This window comes from Afipia sp. MLSD5-FHT05B12 (genome assembly GCF_058793355.1).
Map to the genome: position 1 here is coordinate 368,545 of NZ_JBXAFS010000004.1, position 19,184 is coordinate 387,728.

Below are 19,184 nucleotides of genomic sequence, written 5' to 3' on the forward strand. Positions count from 1 at the left end.
GTTCGCTCTCAGACCGTGACGGCCAGACGCTGGCGGGCGAGGATTGTATTTACGCGCTGCGCCTCGGCGGCAAGGACAGGCCATTCCGGCACCTCGTTGTCCCATTCGATCAATGTAGGCGGCGGGCCGGTCTTCTCGATCACATACTCGTACAAGCGCCAGACCGGCTCCGCTACTGGTGCGCCGTGCGCGTCGATCAGGAGTTGGTCGCCATGTTCGTCGGTTTGCTCATCGTGGCCGCCAAGATGAATCTCGCCGACGCGGTGCATCGGAAATCGTGCGAGGTAGGCGAGAGGATCCGTGCCGTGATTACGTGCCGATACGAAAACATTGTTGATGTCGAGCAGCAGGCCACAATCGGTGCGGCGTGCGACTGCGTCGAGAAATTCCGTCTCGGGAATAACGCTTTCGGAAAATACCAGATAGGTCGATGGATTCTCCAATAGCATTCGCCGTCCAAGCGTGGATTGAACGAGATCGACATGCTCCACAACGCGCTCAAGCGTCTCTTCCGTATAGGGCAAGGGCAGCAGGTCGTTGAGGTAAACGCCGCCGTGCGATGACCATGCAAGATGCTCCGAGAAGCTGTGCGGCTGGTAACGCTCGCAGAGGTGTTTGAGGCGCGCAAGATGATCGCGGTCAAGTGATCTCATGGAGCCGATCGAGAGGCCGACGCCATGAAGCGAAAGGGCATATCGCCCGCGCAGCGCGTGAAGCTGCGCATGCGGAACGCCGCCATCACCCATGTAGTTCTCTGCGTGAATCTCAAAGAATCCGACCGGCGGATCAGAAGCCATGATCGCAGGGAAATGTTGCGGTTTGAACCCAATGCCCGAAGAGACGGGAAGCCGGGTAAGAGCTGACATGACAGACGCCCCCCAAGGGGAACGGGGATGCGCCTTGAAGGCGCACCCCCAGGACAATCAGGACTTGATCGCCGAAAGCGCGCCCGTGCCCTTGGGTGTCTTCATCGAAACGCAGGTGCCCTTGGGGACATACTTCCAGGCATTGCCTTGATAGTCGGCCTTGGATGTTCCGGCGCAGGTGGTGCCTGGGCCGGCGGCGCAGTCGTTCTTTCCTGCGAGCGATACACCGTAGCATTTCTCGGCGTTGGCCTGCACCGGGGCAGGTTGCGCTGTCGCCTGCGAGGCGATCAACGTCAGGGCGGTAGCGAGGGAACCGGCGAGCGTTGCGGCGGTGAAGGCAGATTTAGTCATAGGACGATCCTCTCTGATCCGACTGAAGCACTCCTGGCTCGGATGCCGGCAGCAAGCAGGCACCCGCCATCAACCCCCGGTTCGGAGCAAGAATGCGTTTTGTTACGGCATCACAGAAAAGTTATCGCTGGCCGGGGACTGCGTGAAACAGTGGCGGACGTGCCGCCCAGTCTAAAGGCTGCTTTGTTTCCTCAAGCAACACCGGAGCGCGGCGACGGTAGCATCACCGCGCTCCGGCGCCGGACTACGACATGCTCAGTTCGTGCCGGCCAACCACCATCCAATGCACCTCATCGGGACCATCGGCGAACCGCAGATGCCGGACGTCGGCGTACATGTCGGCGAGCGGCGTCCATTCGGAAATGCCGGTTGCGCCATGCATCTGGATCGCCTGGTCGATGATCTTGCAGGTCCGCTCCGGCACCATGGCCTTGACCATGCTGACCCAGATGCGGGCTTCCTTGTTGCCGAGTACATCCATGGCTTTGGCTGCCTTCAGCACCATCAGCCGCATCGCCTCGATCTCGCAGCGCGCCTGAGCGATGATCTGGAGGTTGCCGCCGAGATGCGCGATCTGCTTGCCGAAGGCTTCCCGTGTCAGGCCGCGCGACACCATCAGGTCGAGCGCCTTTTCGGCTTTGCCGATCGTGCGCATGCAGTGATGGATTCGTCCGGGCCCAAGGCGGACCTGTGAAATCTCGAAACCACGGCCTTCGCCGAGCAGGATATTCTCCTTCGGCACGCGGACATTGTTGAAGCGCATATGCATGTGCCCGCGTGGGGCATGGTCAGCACCGAACACATGCATCGGGCCGATGATTTCGACGCCGGGCGTGTCTTTCGGCACCAGGATCTGAGACTGCTGCTTGCCCCGCGGCGCGTCGGGATTGGTCAGCACCATCGCGATCATGATCTTGCAGCGCGGATCGCCGAGACCGGAGATGTAATACTTCTCGCCATTGATCACCCATTCGTTGCCGTCGAGCTTCGCCGTGGTCGCGATGTTCTTGGCATCGGAAGATGCAACATTCGGTTCGGTCATGGCGTAGGCCGAGCGGATTTCGCCGTTCAGCAGCGGCTTCAGCCACTTTTCCTTCTGCTCCTTGGTGCCGACGCGCTCCAGCACCTCCATGTTGCCGGTGTCCGGCGCGGAGCAGTTCATGGCTTCAGATGCCAGCGGATTTTTCGCGAGCTCCACCGCGATATAGGCGTAATCGAGATTCTTCAGGCCTTCGCCGGTTTCGCTGTCGGGCAGGAAGAAGTTCCACAGGCCTTCTTCCTTGGCCTTTGCCTTGGCCTTTTCCAGCACGTCGATCTGGCCCGGCGTGAAGCTCCAGCGATCCTTGTTGCCCTCACCATGCCGGATGTATTCAACCAGTGTCGGATCGACGGTTTCCCGGATGAACTTCTTGACGTGCTCATAAAGCGGCCGCACCTGATCCGACATGCGCAGATCATTCAGATCATCGCCCGGATTGAGGCCGTAACTGGTCGCGCGCGGCACGTAAGCGTAAGCTTGTTTCATACAAAGTTTCTCCCGTGGGTGTTTCCTTCGCTGAAACTCATAAAGCACGAACGAGCTGCTTGATAGGTGTGAGCAGAGTTGCGCTGGCGAAGGAGCGCCAAACGGCGTTCGCCATTCACGGACATCGCACCATGCGTTTGAAACGCGCACCGCGCGTCGCGCTCCTGGCGCGAACGTGCTTGCCTGCCAGTTTCATTTCGAGGCGGAGACAGCAGGCAATGTTGCTTGCGCGCGTGGCTTGAGGGTTTGGACGCGACCTCGTTTGCGAGGATTATGCCGCGCTCCAGGGATTCCTAGCTTTCGGGAGGGGGAACGAAGCAGAGGATGCCAGCCTCCGGCGTGTAGCACAAAACCGCGCCTCCGGTCGGATTGCGGCGCTCGTCGAGAATTCTCTCCGTTGGCACCCGGAGCCAGAAAGTCGAAAAGACGTGCCACTTGTGGTCAACCTTGACCTCATAGCCTTGGCCATCCCGCCGCACCTCGGCGGTGCGGCAATCCGCGATTGAGCAACATTCCGCGCCCGTTCCCGGCTGTTTCAAACTCTTGAACCAGGGGGCCAATGCCGGATCCGCGTTGTCGGGAGGCAGGGCATGGACCGGCGCAACGGACAGTGCGATCGCTATTGCTTGCGTAACGAACGTTCGCATGCGGGCCTCCGTCAAGACATCTGCGCATCGCGCTTCCGCGCCCCGGCCATCAGGACAATAAGCCCTATCCCTGACACCGCAAACCACACGGACAGCATATTGAGGATCATTGAACCCGGCACGAGACGGTTAGGAGGCCTTGCCTGTCAGCCAGCCCGGCCGGCGGCACCGGACCAATCCGTCGTTATTGCGATGATGGCGGCTTCCTGAAAAGATCGGCGGAATCTCCGGGTCTCGACGGGAGCCTTTCGATGGTTCGATTGCGCCTGATCTTCGCATTCATTGGTATCGTTCTGCCAATCGATGCCGGCACCGCGCAGGTCAAGCCGCCGCCGAGCGAGTGTCTTGCGATCGCGCAATCGATCCCGCGCGTGATGTTCGCGAGCCTGTCCACCGTCGCGGCGGAGAAGGGCGAGGTGACCATCACCTATGCCGGTCACTCGACCTACATCATCGAGACCCCTGGCAATGTCACCATCGCCACCGATTTCAGTGGCGCCTACACTGCGGGTAAATCGCCCAACGTTGTGACAATGAACCGAGCGCACTCGACACACTATTCGCTCAATCCCGATCCGCGCATCGCTCACGTGCTGCGCGGCTGGAACGACGGCGAAGGTCCGGCGCGTCATGCGCTGACCGTCGGCGATACCCTGATCCGCAACGTGCCGACGGATATTCGCGGCGGCTGGCGCTCCGGGCCCGACACGGTGATGCAGAAGGACGGCAATTCGATTTTCATTTTCGAGGTGGCGGGTCTCTGCATCGGCCATCTCGGCCATCTGCATCATCCGCTTGATGAGACGCATTATGCCGCGATCGGCCGCCTCGACATCGTGATGGTGCCGATCGACGGCACGTACACGCTGTCGCTTGACGGCATGTCGGAGATTACGCGGCGGCTGCGCTCCTCGATCGTGCTGCCGATGCATCGTTTCGCGACGCCGCTGAGCGACTTTATCGCGCGCATGAACGGACAGTTCGAGATGGACATCCGGCCCGAGCGATCGCTCTCGGTCTCGCGCGACACGCTGCCGAAAAAGCCGACGGTGATTATTCTGGATGGGGTTTGAGGTTTCCATCCTTCGAGGCTCGCCGAAAGCGGCTCGCACCTCAGGATGAAGTCTTTGTTGTTTCGTCACCCTGAGGTGCGCGGCTTGCCGCGCCTCGAAGGGCGACGGGCCTACCTAGAACGCCGCGGCCAGATCCTTGGCGCCCTGAAGATTGACCTGGTTGTCCATCCGCGCATCCGTCGCCGCCAGCAGCTTGGCGACGGTGTTGTTGCGGATCGCCACCGGATTGCGCTCGTAGCCGTTGCGCTGGAAGAAATTCGAGGTCGGCACCACTGTGCGCATCGCCTGCGGCATCGACACCATGTCGAATCCGTTGCCGTCGCCGGTCAGGTTCATCATCTCGAGCTCGGCGGCGCTGAGCGGCCTCGTGTATCCCTTGCGCCTGGCGAAGTTGACCGAGTCCATCAGCTTCAGCGTCTGCAACAACGGCCCGACATCGATGTCGAGATTGAGCGCATGAACGGCGATGCCGCGCGGCGTGACGCCGAGCTTTTCATGGGCGCTCCATTCATTGGGCACGGTTTTGCAGAACGTAATCATCTGCTGGACGATGGCGGTCTTGCGCTCCAGCGCGGCCTTCTGCGGTCCCGGCGCCTGACGAATCTTTTCGCCGAGGGTCTTCAAGATGAGACCGCCGTGTTCGGCGAGCAGATCGATGGTGTTGGTGGTCAGAAGCTGGTTGTAGCCGAGCGCGGTGGAGATCGCGCGGGCACCGGGGCGGGTGCCTTCCAGTCCGGCCTGCACATCGTATTTGCCGTTGCCGCCGGATTCGAAACTGTAGATCCGCACCGCCTGATCCCGGGTCAGGCCGAAACTCGCAGCCACCTGCGCATAGGCGCGCTTGTAGTCGATCTCGGAGGCGGGCTTGCGGGGCGTGAACTGGAAATGCTCCTGCGCATTGCTCAGAAAGTCCGCCACCACGGGGAGCGGCTTGCGTTCCGACGGCGGCTTGGCGGGCGCGGACGGATCGACGGGTTTTGGCGGCCCGCTATAGACCGGCGGGTGGGTGAGCACATAATCCTCGGCGGCGATGGTCTCGCCGCTGCGCCGCTTGGCGTTCCGCGCCCGCCGCTTGTCGCTAATCGATGTCCAGTAGGCCGACGCCTTTTCATCGAATGGCTGGCGGACGGCGTTGTATTCGGCGAGCTTGCGGCGATACTCCGCCATCGCCTGCGGTGTCTGCGCGACGGACATGGACGACAAGGATATGGACGACAGCGTCGCCGCCAGCGCGGCGGCAGATATCAACGACATCGTCCATCGAAGAGATCTCACATAAACACCGCGACGTTCTGACGGCTGACCAATACCGGCTGTCTATCAGCATTCCAGAGAGTCGTCGCCTGGCTGGAATAGCCGCTTGCGACGTTCTCGGCCCTGGTTTGCATAAGCCACCAGCCGTCTTTGGTCTCAAGCCTGTCGGTCAACAGGTCGATGGCCCAGGTCATCGTGCTGATCGGTCCGGGCGTCTTGAACAGCACAAGTGCCGCGGGCGGCGGCGCGTCGGTCAGCGCGACCAGGGCGGCCGTCGATGCCGGTCGCGCCGGGTCGGCATGGCGCAGCCACATCCCAAACTCCGGATCCTGGCCCTCGCTGAACGGTGCGTGGCCGCGCGCGAACCGCCCGTCGAAATGCTGGATGAAATTCAGTCCGGGAATCTTGCGGAAAAACGGCGGACACGTCTCCGGTTCCGGCACCGCGGGTGCGGGCAGGGCGCCGTACAGGGCGGAAGAGGCGCGCGCCATGCCGTAGCAAAGCGTGGCCCGCGTCGCGAGACCGGCTTCGCCGAAAAGGTCGACGCCGACGAACACCGTCGATTTACCCTTGCGCAGAACGGTCGGCTTGATCGTCACCGTACCGGCCGCCGGAGCGACGAAGCCGAATTGTGCGGAACGCAACGGCGGCAGCTCGCCGAACCGGCGCGCCACGCTTTCGAGGCAGAAGGCGGCGGAAAGACCGCCGTAGATGGTGCGGCCCTGAAGCCAGTCCTCCGTCGCCGTGACCGAACAGGTCTCGCCATCGGCTGTCATGCTTTCCATCAGTGCGGTGAATTCGATCATCGTGCAGTGCCTGCTCCTGAAATCCGTTTCCGCAGCTTTATCTGTGCGATGCACAAGAACAACAATCATGGCTGCCATGACTGTGGATGATCGCAGCTCGTGCTGCTCGCGCCGTGGAACTTCGCGCGGACTCACCGCAGACTCAATCTGTCAGTAAAGCTGACCGAATCAAGTTATCAACAGGCGTTTGAGCGACTCTTTCGAATCATTCTCGCTTCGCGATACGAGTTGGTTTCAAATGTGACGCTTGCGTGACTGTAGCGTTCGCGTGCGGGGCGACGATCATGAACAAAATTGTTTCGCCGAAGGGTCTTGTTTCAAGCGAGTTGTCGAAGTTGTTCGGCGATGTACCGAAGCCGGACCGCGCCGAGTGGGAGAAGACACTCAAGGCGCTCAAGCCCTGGCTCAGTCCGGAAAAATTCGCTGAGACCGAAGCCATTCACTGGCGCATGTTCGAACGCGCCAACCGTTGGCACGAAACCAAGTCGTCCCCATCGAGGGACTGACATTCTGCCTGTCATTGCAGGAGTGTGACTAGGCGCGCTCAAACGCCGCTGCTGGCCGGCGTTTCGATCGGCACGTCGGTTGCCTTGGTGCGGTCCGGCGTCTCGTCCTTCCACCGCACCGATCCCAGCGGCCGTTCCAGCATGCGATGAACCTTGATCGGCTCGGGCCCGAGATGAAACGCGATGGCCTTGAGCTGGATCTCGCGCTCCGACTGGGTCGAGCGGTTGCGCTGACGCAGATAATCGAGCCAGGTCGGGCAGTGATAACGCTCGATCCACAGTTCGGGGTCCGCGATGTCGCGCGCGATCGACCAGTCATAGGCGCCGTTGCGCTGGCGGATGGCCTGGAGTTGCAGCATCGTGGTGTAGAACGCACGGGCTTTCTGCTGGCTGACGCGATACTCGATCTCGACAACGATCGGCCCGCTTCGCTGCGAGATCGAAAGATTGACTTCCGGCTCTTCAAGCGCATCGACCGCGTCGTTGTTGGCGCCTTCGGTCGAGGGCATGCGCAGCCAGATCGCGAGAACCGGCGAGACGAACATCACAGCGGCAGCAATCAGCAGCGCCTTGTCCAGGCCGACGCCGTTGGCGACATAGCCCCACAGCCAGCTTCCGATCGCGACGCCGCCCGCGATCGCAGCCTGATACGCCGCCAGCGCGCGTCCCGCGACCCAGCGCGGCGTCGAGAGCTGCACGCCGATGTTGAACAGTGTCACCGCGATCATCCATGACGCGCCGGCCACGACCAGCGCGGCGCCGGTCAGCGCCGGCCAGCGGCTGAGCGCAAGAACGCCGATCGCAAGGCCCATGGTCAGCGCGCACAGGCGAACCGCGTATTCACCGCTGAGATGCGCGCGCACGCTTGAGATGTTGAGCGCGCCGAGCACACCGCCCATGCCGAAACAGCCCAGCATGATGCCGTAGGTTTGGGCGCCGCCGTGCAGGATGTCGCGGGCCACCAGCGGCAGCAACGCCAGCACCGAACCGCCCGCGATGCCGGTCGCCAGTGTGCGGTAGAGCACGATGCGGATCGGTGGTGAGTGAACGATATAGCGCACGCCCGAGACGACGGCACGGCGCAGCCGCTCCGGCGGCAGCCGCGACGGTTCCAGCGTGCGCTGCCAGAGATAGAGCACGACGATCAGCGGGATATAAAGCAGCACGTTGCAAATGAACGCGGCCACCGCGCCCGCCGCCGCGACGATGATGCCGCCCAGCGCCGGGCCGAAACTGCGTGCGATATTGTAGCTGATGCCGTTCAGCGCCACCGCCGAGGGAAGCGTTTCGGCGGGCACCTGCTCGCTGACGGAGGCCTGCCATGCCGGGCCGAACAGCGCCATGCCGCTGCCGATCATGAAACAGAACAGCAGCAGGCTGTTGGGCGTGATCGCATTGAGATAGGCGAGCACGGCCAGCGTCACCCCGCCCAGAAAACCAAGCGACAGCGCGACAAGCCCGACAATGCGGCGGTCGTACATGTCGGCGATGGCACCCGCCGCCAGCGACAGCAGCATGATCGGCAGCATCAATGCGGTCTGCACCAGCGCCACCATGCTGGCCGATGACGTCATCTGGGTCATGGCCCAGGCCGCGCCGACGCCGTTGATCATCAGGCCGAGATTGGTGAGCAGGCTTGCCAGCCAGATTCTGCGGAACACCGCGTGCCTCAAGGGCGCTGCGATACCGTCGGCCGACAGCAGCGATCGTTTGGCGGGCTTGTCGGTCGTCGTGTTCAAGACAGGAATCCCCGAGATTGCTTCGCTATTAATGAACCGGCAGGCAAACGATATGAAGCGGGAATGTGTTCCAATGAGGCGGCTTGAACAGGGATTTGCTACCAGCGCCACTGGCCGTCGGCGGTCCAGCGGGACCGGTAGCCGATCAGGCGCATCCAGCGGGTGACGATCTGGTCGAACCCGGTCACGTAGTCGCAGGCCTTGTCGCGCGTCCACTTCGCCTCGGCCCTGACATCGGCAAAGGTTTTCTCGCTCGCGTAGGAGTAGAGCTGAAGCGGCTTTGACGGGTCGCTGATCTCAGTGCGATTGGCGATCAGTTCCCGGTCCAGCGTGTTGAACACCACGCATGGCGTGCTGGCGTAGGTCATTCGCTGCTCATCCGCGATGACCTTGGCGTTATCCGGCGGCGGTTCGATTTTATAGGACAGCAAGATCGCAGCCGCTGCGAGCAGCGCGGCAAGGACAACGCCGGTTATAACCGGCCAGATCAGCCGGGGACGCCTGACAGCTTCTGCTCGGTTCGCCTGCGACATGAACTTAATACTAGTGTCCCGTATCCGACGTTCGCTTTACTTTGCAGCACCCTTTGAGCGAACGTCGGATACGAAAGGACACTAGCAAATTATTACTCGAGTGATCCTTTGGTTCTGACATTCGTAAAAGTGCCTGCGGTAGATGTGATACGAATGTCAGAACCGGATCACTCGCATTGCCGACGGAAATGTTCCCTGACGCCGCGGCGGATCAGACATCCGCCTCGGCGACAGGGCACAATGGGTTTACTCAGGCTTGATCTTCGCGAACTCGGCCACCTTGCCCCACTTTTCTGTCTCCGCGACGACGAACGCCTGCATGTCCTCGGGCGTATTGCCGATCGGCTCGCCGCCGAGCTTGCGGATGCGATCGACCCCGTCGGGCGACTTGATGTACTTGATGATGCTCGCGTTGAGCTTCATCACGATGTCCTTCGATACCTTCGCCGGGGCGGCGACGGTGAACCACGACGCCGCGTCGTAACCCTTCACGGTTTCGCCGATCGTCGGGATGTTCGGCAACAGCGGCCAGCGATTCGCGGTGCTCACCGCCAGCGAGCGCACATTGTTGTTCTCGGCAAAGGGAAGCACCGCCGGCAGGTTGTCGATCATGACATGAACCCGGCCTGCCACCAGATCGGTGAGCGCCGGCGCGCTGCCCTTGTAGGGAACATGCACGATATCGATGCCGGTCATCGACTTGAACAGCTCCGTCGACAGATGCGCCGTGCTGCCGAGCCCTGGCGTTCCGTAGAACAGTTGCCCCGGCTTCGACTTCGCCAGCGCGATGAATTCGGCGACTGATTTTACCGGGACCTCGGGGTAGACCGACATCAGGTTGGGAACGCGGGCGATGATGGTGACCGGCTGGATGTCCTTGATCGGATCGTAGGGCATGTTCTTCTGAACATACTTGTTGATCGCGTGGGTGCCCGGCGTACCGACGATGAAGGTGTATCCGTCGGGATCGGACTTCGCGACGAAATCGGCGGCGATGTTGCCGCCGGCGCCCGGCTTGTTCTCGACCACGACCTGCTGGCCGTATTCTTCCGAGAGCTTCTGCGCGACGAGACGTCCCAGAATGTCGGTGGTGCCGCCGGCGGCGAAAGGCACAACGAACTTGACCGGGCGATCCGGCCAGGCGGCGGCCTTCGAGGTCTGGCTCAGGAATGGCGTCGCGCCGAATGCTGCTGCGCCGGCAAGAAGAGTGCGGCGGGTAAGGTGCGCGGCTGCGGGCGTGGAAGCAGGTCGTTTCGTCATATCGGTAAAATCTCCCAGGTTTACCCGCTCTGCGGGCCTTGTTTTTGATCGCCGCTGGCCGGCTAGTGCCAGGGTTCTAGAGCAAGCTCAGCGCGTTGACTATTCCATACCCGTCGCGAGGAGGTTGGTCTGCAAGCGCCGCCCTTCTTCTTATCGCAGTGCAGCAAATTATGTGACGGGCGGTAGCGCCGCCTGCGCGACGGCGGAAGGTTCCTCATACCTACGTCTAACTGAGAGGCTGAACGCGGCGCCTGGCCGATCGGGCGGGTTGACCGCGACCGCTCATCCGTCCACTTTCCCGCGAATTCAAACGAGGACTCCAATGAAAAAGAAACTGTTCGTTGCCGCGGCCGTTGCTGCGATGTCGCTGTCCGCTCCCGCTGCTCGTGCCCAGCAATTCATCAATATCCTGACCGGCGGAACGTCTGGCGTTTATTATCCGCTCGGCGTTGCGATCGGAAAAATCTACGGCGACAAGATTTCCGGCGTGAAGACCCAGGTGCAGGCCACCAAGGCGTCGGTCGAAAATCTCAATCTGATCGAGCAGGGGCGCGGCGAACTCGCGTTCACCCTGGGTGACTCGCTGAAGGCGGCGGTCGATGGCGACGAGGAGGCCGGCTTCAAGAAGCCGCTGGGCAAGCTGCGCACCATCGGCGCGATCTATCCGAACTATATCCAGATCGTCGCCACTGCCGACAGCGGCATCAAGACGCTGGCCGATCTCAAGGGCAAGACGCTCTCTGTCGGTGCGCCGAAATCCGGCACCGAACTCAACGCGCGCGCGATCCTGAAAGCCGCGGGCATGGCGTACAAGGATCTCGGCAAGGTCGAATACCTGCCGTTCGCCGAATCCGTCGACCTGATGAAGAACCGCCAGCTCAACGCGACGTTGCAGTCAGCGGGCCTCGGCGTCGCGTCGCTGAAGGATCTTTCCAGCTCGACACAGATCAACGTCGTGTCGGTCCCGAAGGCCACGGTGGACAAGATCGGACCTCCGTTTGTCTCGGTCGTCATTCCGGCCAGCACCTATACCGGCCAGAAGGAAGACGTGCCGACCGCGGCGGTGGTGAACTATCTCGTCACCAGTTCGGCGGTGTCCGATGATCTTGCCTATCAGATGACCAGGCTGATCTTCGAGTCGCTGCCGGAACTGGCCAATTCGCATATCGCCGGCAAGGACATCAAGCTTGAGACCGCTGCGGCCGGCAGTCCGGCGCCGCTGCATCCGGGCGCGATCCGCTATTACAAGGAAAAAGGCCTGATCAAGTAAGCGGTCAGGACTTTTGTTTGGGATTTGAAAGAGACGTCATGCCCGGGCTTGTCCCGGGCATCCACGTCTTTAATCGACGGTCAGGCAAGGCGTGGATGGCCGGGACAGGCCCGGCCATGACAAGTTTGAATATTGGGACATGAACGCGACCAGGCGCGCGGGGATTTAAGCCAATGATTTACGAGCATGGCACCGAAGAAAAAATCAAAGTCGAACTCGACAATTTCGAGCACGGCTTTCCCGAAGGCTTCGGGCCGGGGATGTGGGGCCATCTCGCCTATGTGATAGGCATTGTCTTCGCGGTGTTCCAGCTCATCATCGCGGCATGGAATTTCCTTCCGAGTCAGGCGGTGCGCGGCATCCATGTCGGATTCCTGCTGTTGCTGACATTCGGCCTGATCGCCAACTTCACCGCTCGGACGAATTTCCAGCGCGCCGTGGGATGGATCATCGGCGGCATCGGATTTTTCTGCGGTCTCTATCAATACCTGTTCTATGCCGAACTGATCCAGCGCGACGGCGATCCGACGCGGCTCGATCTGGTGGTGGGCACCGTGCTCGCCATCCTGATCTTCGAGGGTGTGCGCCGGATGATGGGTCTGGCGCTGCCGCTGATGTGCGGCGCGTGTCTGCTCTACTGGTTCTTCGGGCAATATCTGCCGTCGCCGCTCAATCATCGCGGTTATGATTTCGACCAGATCGTTACCCATCTGTCCTACGGCACCGAAGGTTTCTACGGGGTGCCGATCTACGTGTCGGCGACCTATATCTTCCTTTTCATTCTGTTCGGCTCGTTCCTCGAACGCGCCGGCATGATCAAGCTGTTCACCGACGTGTCGCTCGGCCTGTTCGGCGGCACGCGCGGCGGTCCGGCGAAGGTCGCCGTCGTTGCCTCCGGCATGATGGGCACGATCTCGGGCTCGGGCGTCGCCAATGTCGTCACCGTCGGCCAGTTCACCATTCCATTGATGATCAAGTTCGGCTATCGCCGCGCGTTCGCAGCAGGCGTCGAAGCCACGGCCTCGATGGGCGGCCAGATCATGCCGCCGGTGATGGGCGCGGTCGCCTTCATCATGGCGGAGACGCTGGGTGTCGATTACTCGGTGATCGTCAAGGCCGCCGTCATTCCAGCGATTCTGTATTTCGCCTCCGCGTTCTGGATGGTGCATCTGGAGGCCGGCAAGTACGGCCTCACCGGCATGAAGAAGGACGAAATTCCAAGCGCCATCCGGGCGCTCACCAAGGGCTGGTTCCTGGTGCTGCCGCTGGCCGCGCTGGTGTTCATGCTGTTCGAGGGCTTCACGCCGCTCTATGCCGGTTCGATGGGCCTTGCGCTCACGGTTGCGCTGATCCTCGGCGCCAGCATCGTACTCGGCTTTTCCAGCATCGCGCTGCGCTACGTCTTCTGGATCGGCCTCGCGCTGGTGGCGGGATCGCTGTTCCGCAACGGCAGTTCTGTCGACATCCGTTATGTCGCCGCCATCGTTGGCGCGCTGGTTCTTATCGCGGCACTGACGCAAGGCGGACGCGCGACGCTGACGGCCTGCCGCGACTCGCTGGCGGACAGCGCCAAGTCGGCGCTGACCGTCGGCATGGCCTGCGCCATTGTCGGCACCATCATCGGCATGATGACGCAGACCGGCGTCGGCACGATTTTCGGAAGCTGGGTCATCGGCCTCGGGGAGAAGAGTCTCTTCCTCGCGCTCATCATGACCATGCTGCTATCGATTTTGCTCGGCACCGGCATTCCGACAATCCCGACCTACATCATTGTTGCCGCGCTGGCGGCGCCCGCGCTCGCCAAGCTCGGGGTGCCGCTCATCGTCAGCCACATGTTCGCATTCTACTACGGCATCATGGCCGACCTCTCGCCCCCGGTTGCGCTCGCGGCTCTGGCCGCCGCGCCCATTGCGAAAGAGAATCCCGACAAGATCGGCTGGGAAGCGATGCGCATCGCGCTCGCCGGCTACGTGATCCCGTTCATCGCGGTCTATTCGCCCGCGCTGATGTTGCAGAACGGCGATCCGATGCAGGCGCAGCTCGGCTTCTACGGCGCGGTGGCGTATGCGGCGGTGAAGGCACTGGTCGCTATCGGCCTGTTCGGCATGGTCGCCATCGGCTTCCTGTTCGCGCGGATGAGCGTCACCGAACGGGTCGTGGCATTCATCGCGGCAGGTTGTCTGCTCGGTGAATTCCACTACAGCGACGGGGTCGGCTTTGTGGTCGCGATTCTTGTCGTGCTCTGGCAATGGCGCAAGAAACCGGGTCCGGTGACGGCGGCCGCTTAAGCGTAATGTCTGAGGTGCTGGTGTGAGTCTGTGTCTTGCCACCGCCGGCGTCGTGAAGTCGCTGGCGGTTGCAGCGTTCACGTTGTCATGGACCCATTCGGTCGAGAAGATCGAATGGCAGGAGGACTGGCGCGTCACGCCGCAGGGACTCGAAATCGTCGAGGCCCGCGTCAAGGGTTCGGGCGCGGGCATGGAGCCGCCGTCCGAGGCACGGCTGGCCGATGGCTGGTTTCGCTGGAAGCCGCAGCTCCCGATATTGCCTGACGTCGCGCTGGGAAATTCCGGACTGGCGGGCGAGTGGCGGGTGTGCCGCGATGGCGCATGCCAGGATCTGTCCGCCATTCTCGGGCGGCCGGTCGGCACCAGCGTCACCACCATGAGCGTGTGCAAGCCGGATCAGGCCACAAAGGCGCTGGACGCCAAAACGCTGCTCGCACGCGGCGACGGCTTCAACATCAAAGGCGAGTTCGACCGCGCCATCGCCAATTACGACGCCGCGCTGAAGGCCGAACCGGCGCTTGCCGAGGCGCTCAACAGCCGCGGTATGGCCTGGCGCGCCAAGGGCGATCGCCGCCGCGCGCTTTCGGATTTCGACGCGGCGCTCAAGCTGAAGCCGGACTATGAGGCCGCGCGGGCCAACCGCAAAAGCCTGTTCAGCGAGATTGAGCGCCTTGGCGCGCAGATGCCGCTGAAGGGAAAGGGAAATTGACGCAGCTCAAGGGACAAAAACTCTTGTATGCTTCAACGAAAATACGAGACGCATTTGCCTCTCCCGCAAGCGGGAGGACAACAAGAATTCATTCGCCGGGAGGCAACGAAATATGACTGCGATATTGAACAGCCGCTATGCCGAGGTCCACGCGCGTTCGCTGCGCGATCCGGAAGGGTTCTGGGCCGAAGCGGCGCGCGAGATCGACTGGATCGAGCCGGCGAAGAAGATCTTCGATCCCTCGCAGGGGCTTTATGGCCGCTGGTTCGCGGGCGCCGTGGTCAACACCTGCTACAACGCGCTGGACCGTCATGTCGCGGGCGGCCGTGCCAGCCAGACCGCGCTGATTCACGACTCGCCGCTGACCAACACCGTCACCAGGTTCACCTATGCTGAGCTCCTGCACGAGGTGCAGACGCTTGCCGCCGTGATGCAGGATTTCGGCGTGGTGAAGGGCGACCGTGTCATTCTCTATATGCCGATGGTGCCGCAGGCGATGGTGGCGATGCTGGCCTGCGCGCGGATTGGAGCTATTCACTCCGTGGTGTTCGGCGGGTTCGCTGCGAAAGAACTTGCGACTCGGATCGAGGACGCCGAGCCGAAACTCATTCTCTCCGCGAGCTGCGGCCTCGAGCCGGGCCGCATCGTCAAGTACAAGCCTCTGCTCGATGAGGCGATCAGTCTTTCAAGCGCGAAGCCGCAGGCCTGCATCATCCTGCAACGTCCGCAGGAAACCTGCGATCTGGTCAAGGGCCGCGATCACGACTGGAGCGAATTGCGCGAGGCCGCCATCAAGGCGAAGAAGTCGGCGCCTTGCGTGCCCGTGCTGGCGACCGATCCGCTCTACATTCTCTATACGTCCGGCACGACCGGAAAACCCAAAGGCGTGGTGCGCGACAACGGCGGGCATCTGGTCGCGCTGAAATGGTCGATGTTCAATCTCTATGGCGTGAAGCCGGGCGAGGTGTGGTGGTGCGGCTCCGACATCGGCTGGGTGGTCGGCCACAGCTACATCATCTACGGGCCGTTGTTACACGGCGCGACCTCGATCATGTACGAGGGCAAACCTGTCGGCACGCCGGATGCCGGCGCGTTCTGGCGGGTGATCTCGCAGCATGGTGCCGTTGCGTTGTTCACGGCGCCGACCGCGTTCCGCGCCATCAAGAAGGAAGATCCGGGCGGCGACTTCATCCGCAAGTATGACCTGTCGAAATTCCGCACGCTGTTTCTCGCGGGCGAGCGCGCCGATCCGCCGACGGTGGAATGGGCCGAGCAGCAACTGAAGGTGCCGGTGATCGATCACTGGTGGCAGACGGAGACCGGCTGGTGCATCGCCGGCAATCCGGTCGGCCTCGGCACGCTGCCGGTGAAGCACGGCTCGCCGACGGTGCCGATGCCGGGCTATCAGGTCGATGTCGTGGATGAGGCGGCGAAGCCGCTGCCGCCGAACACCATGGGTTCGATCGTCATCAAGCTGCCGCTGCCGCCCGGCAACCTGCCGACGCTGTGGCAGCAGGATGAGCGCTGCAGGGAAGCCTATTTCACGGAGTTTCCCGGCTACTACAAAACCTCCGACGCCGGTTACAAGGACGAGGACGGCTATGTCTTCGTGATGGGACGCACCGACGACATCATCAATGTCGCCGGGCATCGGCTCTCCACCGGCGGCATGGAAGAGGTGCTGGCCTCGCATCCCGATGTCGCCGAATGCGCCGTGCTCGGCATCAGGGACACGGTGAAGGGCGAGGTGCCGTGCGGCTTCCTCGTGCTCAAGGCCGGCGTGACGCGGCCGGTGGCGGAGATCGAGAAGGAGATCGTCGCGCTGGTGCGCGAGAAGATCGGGCCCGTCGCGGCGTTCAAGCTCGCGATCACCGTGGCGCGGCTGCCGAAAACCCGCTCGGGGAAAATCCTGCGCGGCACCATCAAGAAGATCGCCGACAACGAACCATGGACCATGCCCGCGACCATCGAAGACCCGGCGGTGCTGGAGGAAATCAAGACAGCACTCAGCGGCCGAACCTGACAGGAGGAGTTTCCCATGAACGAAGACGTCTTTAACACCAGTGTGCGGAAGTTTCTGAAACAGGTCGGCGTGACCTCGCAGCGCGAGATCGAAAAAGCCGTGCGCGACGCGGTTGCCGGCGGCGGCCTGAAAGGCAGCGAGAAACTGCCCGCCAAAATGGTGCTCACCGTGGGCGGGGTCGCGCTTTCCTTTACGGTCGATGGCGAAATCGAGCTCGGATAGGCTCTGGGAGGGGCGGCAATCACAGTTGTCATCACCGGGTCTAGCCGTCCGAAGGACGGCGTCGCTTCGCTGGCGTATGACCCGGTGATCCACGCCTTGCTTTTGCCAGTTGTCGAGGTCAAAGACGTGGATGGCCGGGACGAGCCCGGCCATGACGAATTTTGGGAAACATAACGTGGCGGGTATGACGCGGATGAAACTCCGGCTATCGACAGCTCTTGCCGCCGCCCTGCTGTTGGCAGGTTGCGCCCAGTTCGAACGAAACACGTCGCCACAGGCCACTGTGGATGACGACGCGGTTTGCCGCGCCGAGGGTGAACCCGGTTCGCCCGGTTATGTGGCCTGCCGCAAGAACCGCGACGTCCAGAGCAGCCGTGCGTCGGGCAGCAATTCGCGGATCGAGCGCTCCCACCGCAATCTCGCGGAAGACATGCTCAACAATCCGCGCTAATGCTGTCCGGTAATCCGGTTCTGACATTCGTAAGGACGGGACACTGGCGGCGCGGCACGAATGCTGCGCGTGATGGAGAAATGGCATGGCGGTCCGGGACAGCAACGGCAACGAACTGAAAGAAGGCGACACTGTCGTCGTCATCAAGGATCTGAAAGTGAAGGGCGCATCCAGCGGCCTCAAGCGCGGCACGGTGGTGAAGAACATCCACCTCACCGACAATGAAGACGAGATCGAAGGCCGCACCGACAAGATCAAGGGCCTCGTGCTGCGCACGGAATTCCTCAAGAAGGCGTGATGTCTTGAGTGCGTGCCTGCGCCGCGACACACAGGGTGTCACCCCCGCGAAAGCGGAGATCCATAACCACCTGACCTGGCGTTTGGCCGAAATGGGCTTGATGACAGACCTCTGCTTACCGGAAATCCAGGGACTATGGGTCCCCGCCTTGGCGGGGACGGCGCCGGTCTCGACGCAGCCGTTTTTTGAAAGCTGAACATGATGAGTTTCGCGAAGCGATATTTTGCCGGCCTCGTTGCCGCGATGCTCGCGGTGACGTTGCTGGCCTTCGAGTCCGCGCAGACCGCGCCGGCGCAGGAGCAGGGCACTGCCTCCGATGTGCTGAGCAAGGATGCCGTGCTGCGCGACGCGGACAATCCCGTGCTGGGAAATCCGCAAGGCGACATCACCATTGTCGAGTATTTCGACTACCAGTGCCCCTACTGCAAGAAAATCTCGCCGGTGCTCGACCAGGTGGTCAACGAGGACAAGAAGGTGCGGCTGGTGCTGAAGGACTGGCCGATCCTCGGCGATCCGTCGGGATACGCCGCGCGTCTGGTGCTGGCCGCGAAATATCAGAACAAGTATGAGGCCGCGCACCGTGCGCTGATCGTCAAGGTCGGCCGCCTCACCGAGGCGGTGATCGACGACACGCTGGCGCAGGCCGGCGTCGATCTCGCCAGGGCCAAGGCCGATCTCGCGGCCAACAGGGCGTCGATCGATGCGCTGCTCAAACGCAACAACGCGCAGGCCGAAGCGTTCGGCTTTCGCGGCACGCCCGCGTTCGTGGTCGGCACCTTCCGCGTGCCGGGCGGGCTGACCGCCGAGCAGTTCAAGCTGGCGATCGCGGATGCAAGGAAGGCCGCGAAAAACGGGGCGAAGGGGAAGTAGGCACCGGAGAATGGGTAACTCAAATTTCGTCGAATGCGCCGGTTGTTAAGAACAAGATCGCCTTTGACTCTGTTGCAAGAACTGCTCTAGCTTTAGAAGGTTGTATTGATGGAATAACTCAATCGGTTTTTTTAATGGTGATGACCTGCTCCCCTGAATCGCCCCCGATTATAAGTTAGGGTTCTGTTCTCCAATCGAGGAGACGGACGATGCGTAAGAGCAGGTTCACGGAAGAGCAGATCATCAAGATGCTGAAGGAGCACGCCGCCGGGTTGTCGGCCGGCGATCTGTGCCGGAAGTACGGCATTAGCGATGCGACATTCTACAAGTGGCGTTCGCGCTACGGCGGGATGGAGGTCTCCGAGGCGCGCAAGTTGAAGGCGCTGGAGGAGGAGAACCGCAAGCTGAAGAAGCTCCTGGCGGAGTCGATGCTGGACGTGTCGACACTGAAGGAGATGCTCGGAAAAAACTTCTGAGGCCCAGCTTGCGCAGA

Annotated in this window: 19 protein-coding genes and 1 pseudogene; 11 read left to right on the forward strand and 9 right to left on the reverse strand. The window is 62.0% G+C overall.

Annotation, left to right across the window (positions count from 1 at the left end):
* Positions 1 to 8 precede the first annotated feature (8 nt).
* The 4 genes from bufB to AC1Q6J_RS08895 all read right to left on the reverse strand — a co-directional run bounded on the left by bufB (position 9) and on the right by AC1Q6J_RS08895 (position 3,389).
* Positions 9 to 866: an MNIO family bufferin maturase gene (bufB, locus tag AC1Q6J_RS08880; RefSeq protein WP_492278938.1), complete on the reverse strand. Its 858-nt coding sequence runs from the start codon at positions 864 to 866 to the stop codon at positions 9 to 11.
* 57 nt (positions 867 to 923) lie between these two features.
* Entirely contained in the window at positions 924 to 1,217 is a 294-nt protein-coding gene (locus AC1Q6J_RS08885; RefSeq protein ID WP_492278939.1) for a BufA1 family periplasmic bufferin-type metallophore, read from the reverse strand.
* A gap of 244 nt (positions 1,218 to 1,461) precedes the next feature.
* Complete coding sequence (locus AC1Q6J_RS08890; RefSeq protein ID WP_492278940.1) at positions 1,462 to 2,742, reverse strand: acyl-CoA dehydrogenase family protein; 1,281 nt, start codon at positions 2,740 to 2,742, stop codon at positions 1,462 to 1,464.
* A gap of 293 nt (positions 2,743 to 3,035) precedes the next feature.
* Positions 3,036 to 3,389 (reverse strand): hypothetical protein, encoded by a 354-nt coding sequence (locus AC1Q6J_RS08895; RefSeq protein WP_492278941.1) that lies wholly within the window; start codon positions 3,387 to 3,389, stop codon positions 3,036 to 3,038.
* 251 nt (positions 3,390 to 3,640) lie between these two features.
* Here AC1Q6J_RS08895 and AC1Q6J_RS08900 point away from each other — a divergent pair, with 251 nt between their 5' ends.
* On the forward strand, positions 3,641 to 4,462 hold the full coding sequence (locus AC1Q6J_RS08900) for an MBL fold metallo-hydrolase (RefSeq protein WP_492278942.1): 822 nt from the start codon (positions 3,641 to 3,643) through the stop codon (positions 4,460 to 4,462).
* A gap of 114 nt (positions 4,463 to 4,576) precedes the next feature.
* On the opposite strand, the gene AC1Q6J_RS08905 is transcribed toward AC1Q6J_RS08900, so the two are convergent.
* Together AC1Q6J_RS08905 and AC1Q6J_RS08910 are read right to left on the reverse strand one after the other, a co-directional pair.
* Positions 4,577 to 5,716, reverse strand: coding sequence for a hypothetical protein (locus AC1Q6J_RS08905; RefSeq protein ID WP_492278943.1), 1,140 nt, complete (start codon positions 5,714 to 5,716; stop codon positions 4,577 to 4,579).
* Between the two features lie 17 nt (positions 5,717 to 5,733).
* The gene (locus AC1Q6J_RS08910; protein WP_492278944.1) at positions 5,734 to 6,522 is read right to left on the reverse strand and encodes a thioesterase family protein; all 789 of its coding nucleotides are present in this window, start codon (positions 6,520 to 6,522) and stop codon (positions 5,734 to 5,736) included.
* Between the two features lie 284 nt (positions 6,523 to 6,806).
* On the opposite strand from AC1Q6J_RS08910, the gene AC1Q6J_RS08915 reads away from it, so the two are divergent.
* A complete protein-coding gene (locus AC1Q6J_RS08915; protein WP_492278945.1) occupies positions 6,807 to 7,028 on the forward strand; it encodes a hypothetical protein in 222 nt (73 codons plus the stop codon).
* Positions 7,029 to 7,066: 38 nt separating this feature from the next.
* Here AC1Q6J_RS08915 and AC1Q6J_RS08920 read toward each other — a convergent pair whose 3' ends face one another.
* The 3 genes from AC1Q6J_RS08920 to AC1Q6J_RS08930 all read right to left on the reverse strand — a co-directional run bounded on the left by AC1Q6J_RS08920 (position 7,067) and on the right by AC1Q6J_RS08930 (position 10,560).
* Positions 7,067 to 8,767: an MFS transporter gene (locus tag AC1Q6J_RS08920; protein ID WP_492278946.1), complete on the reverse strand. Its 1,701-nt coding sequence runs from the start codon at positions 8,765 to 8,767 to the stop codon at positions 7,067 to 7,069.
* A gap of 98 nt (positions 8,768 to 8,865) precedes the next feature.
* The gene (locus AC1Q6J_RS08925) at positions 8,866 to 9,300 is read right to left on the reverse strand and encodes a hypothetical protein (RefSeq protein ID WP_492278947.1); all 435 of its coding nucleotides are present in this window, start codon (positions 9,298 to 9,300) and stop codon (positions 8,866 to 8,868) included.
* Positions 9,301 to 9,546: 246 nt separating this feature from the next.
* A complete protein-coding gene (locus tag AC1Q6J_RS08930) occupies positions 9,547 to 10,560 on the reverse strand; it encodes a Bug family tripartite tricarboxylate transporter substrate binding protein (protein WP_492278948.1) in 1,014 nt (337 codons plus the stop codon).
* 322 nt (positions 10,561 to 10,882) lie between these two features.
* On the opposite strand from AC1Q6J_RS08930, the gene AC1Q6J_RS08935 reads away from it, so the two are divergent.
* The 9 genes and pseudogenes from AC1Q6J_RS08935 to AC1Q6J_RS08975 form a co-directional block, all read left to right on the forward strand.
* Positions 10,883 to 11,830, forward strand: coding sequence for a TAXI family TRAP transporter solute-binding subunit (locus AC1Q6J_RS08935; protein ID WP_492278949.1), 948 nt, complete (start codon positions 10,883 to 10,885; stop codon positions 11,828 to 11,830).
* A gap of 173 nt (positions 11,831 to 12,003) precedes the next feature.
* A complete protein-coding gene (locus AC1Q6J_RS08940; RefSeq protein WP_492278950.1) occupies positions 12,004 to 14,118 on the forward strand; it encodes a TRAP transporter permease in 2,115 nt (704 codons plus the stop codon).
* A 22-nt stretch (positions 14,119 to 14,140) separates the two neighbouring features.
* The gene (locus tag AC1Q6J_RS08945) at positions 14,141 to 14,827 is read left to right on the forward strand and encodes a DUF1850 domain-containing protein (RefSeq protein ID WP_492278951.1); all 687 of its coding nucleotides are present in this window, start codon (positions 14,141 to 14,143) and stop codon (positions 14,825 to 14,827) included.
* Between the two features lie 112 nt (positions 14,828 to 14,939).
* Positions 14,940 to 16,850 (forward strand): propionyl-CoA synthetase, encoded by a 1,911-nt coding sequence (locus AC1Q6J_RS08950; protein ID WP_492278952.1) that lies wholly within the window; start codon positions 14,940 to 14,942, stop codon positions 16,848 to 16,850.
* A gap of 15 nt (positions 16,851 to 16,865) precedes the next feature.
* A complete protein-coding gene (locus tag AC1Q6J_RS08955; protein ID WP_492278953.1) occupies positions 16,866 to 17,072 on the forward strand; it encodes a DUF6494 family protein in 207 nt (68 codons plus the stop codon).
* A 184-nt stretch (positions 17,073 to 17,256) separates the two neighbouring features.
* A complete protein-coding gene (locus AC1Q6J_RS08960) occupies positions 17,257 to 17,523 on the forward strand; it encodes a hypothetical protein (protein WP_492278977.1) in 267 nt (88 codons plus the stop codon).
* 85 nt (positions 17,524 to 17,608) lie between these two features.
* The gene (locus tag AC1Q6J_RS08965; protein WP_492278954.1) at positions 17,609 to 17,821 is read left to right on the forward strand and encodes an alkylphosphonate utilization protein; all 213 of its coding nucleotides are present in this window, start codon (positions 17,609 to 17,611) and stop codon (positions 17,819 to 17,821) included.
* 201 nt (positions 17,822 to 18,022) lie between these two features.
* Positions 18,023 to 18,691 (forward strand): DsbA family protein, encoded by a 669-nt coding sequence (locus AC1Q6J_RS08970; RefSeq protein WP_492278978.1) that lies wholly within the window; start codon positions 18,023 to 18,025, stop codon positions 18,689 to 18,691.
* Positions 18,692 to 18,900: 209 nt separating this feature from the next.
* A pseudogene (locus AC1Q6J_RS08975) lies at positions 18,901 to 19,158 on the forward strand (transposase); the annotation flags it as partial.
* Positions 19,159 to 19,184: the final 26 nt, after the last annotated feature.

Excerpts from the sequence above, each read along its gene's own strand:
- bufB (WP_492278938.1), bottom strand. The coding sequence starts at position 866 with ATGTCAGCTCTTACCCGGCTTCCCGTCTCTTCGGGCATTGGGTTCAAA.
- AC1Q6J_RS08885 (WP_492278939.1), bottom strand. The coding sequence starts at position 1,217 with ATGACTAAATCTGCCTTCACCGCCGCAACGCTCGCCGGTTCCCTCGCT.
- AC1Q6J_RS08890 (WP_492278940.1), bottom strand. The coding sequence starts at position 2,742 with ATGAAACAAGCTTACGCTTACGTGCCGCGCGCGACCAGTTACGGCCTC.
- AC1Q6J_RS08895 (WP_492278941.1), bottom strand. The coding sequence starts at position 3,389 with ATGCGAACGTTCGTTACGCAAGCAATAGCGATCGCACTGTCCGTTGCG.
- AC1Q6J_RS08900 (WP_492278942.1), top strand. The coding sequence starts at position 3,641 with ATGGTTCGATTGCGCCTGATCTTCGCATTCATTGGTATCGTTCTGCCA.
- AC1Q6J_RS08905 (WP_492278943.1), bottom strand. The coding sequence starts at position 5,716 with ATGTCGTTGATATCTGCCGCCGCGCTGGCGGCGACGCTGTCGTCCATA.
- AC1Q6J_RS08910 (WP_492278944.1), bottom strand. The coding sequence starts at position 6,522 with ATGATCGAATTCACCGCACTGATGGAAAGCATGACAGCCGATGGCGAG.
- AC1Q6J_RS08915 (WP_492278945.1), top strand. The coding sequence starts at position 6,807 with ATGAACAAAATTGTTTCGCCGAAGGGTCTTGTTTCAAGCGAGTTGTCG.
- AC1Q6J_RS08925 (WP_492278947.1), bottom strand. The coding sequence starts at position 9,300 with ATGTCGCAGGCGAACCGAGCAGAAGCTGTCAGGCGTCCCCGGCTGATC.
- AC1Q6J_RS08930 (WP_492278948.1), bottom strand. The coding sequence starts at position 10,560 with ATGACGAAACGACCTGCTTCCACGCCCGCAGCCGCGCACCTTACCCGC.
- AC1Q6J_RS08935 (WP_492278949.1), top strand. The coding sequence starts at position 10,883 with ATGAAAAAGAAACTGTTCGTTGCCGCGGCCGTTGCTGCGATGTCGCTG.
- AC1Q6J_RS08940 (WP_492278950.1), top strand. The coding sequence starts at position 12,004 with ATGATTTACGAGCATGGCACCGAAGAAAAAATCAAAGTCGAACTCGAC.
- AC1Q6J_RS08950 (WP_492278952.1), top strand. The coding sequence starts at position 14,940 with ATGACTGCGATATTGAACAGCCGCTATGCCGAGGTCCACGCGCGTTCG.
- AC1Q6J_RS08955 (WP_492278953.1), top strand. The coding sequence starts at position 16,866 with ATGAACGAAGACGTCTTTAACACCAGTGTGCGGAAGTTTCTGAAACAG.
- AC1Q6J_RS08960 (WP_492278977.1), top strand. The coding sequence starts at position 17,257 with ATGACGCGGATGAAACTCCGGCTATCGACAGCTCTTGCCGCCGCCCTG.
- AC1Q6J_RS08965 (WP_492278954.1), top strand. The coding sequence starts at position 17,609 with ATGGCGGTCCGGGACAGCAACGGCAACGAACTGAAAGAAGGCGACACT.
- AC1Q6J_RS08970 (WP_492278978.1), top strand. The coding sequence starts at position 18,023 with ATGAGTTTCGCGAAGCGATATTTTGCCGGCCTCGTTGCCGCGATGCTC.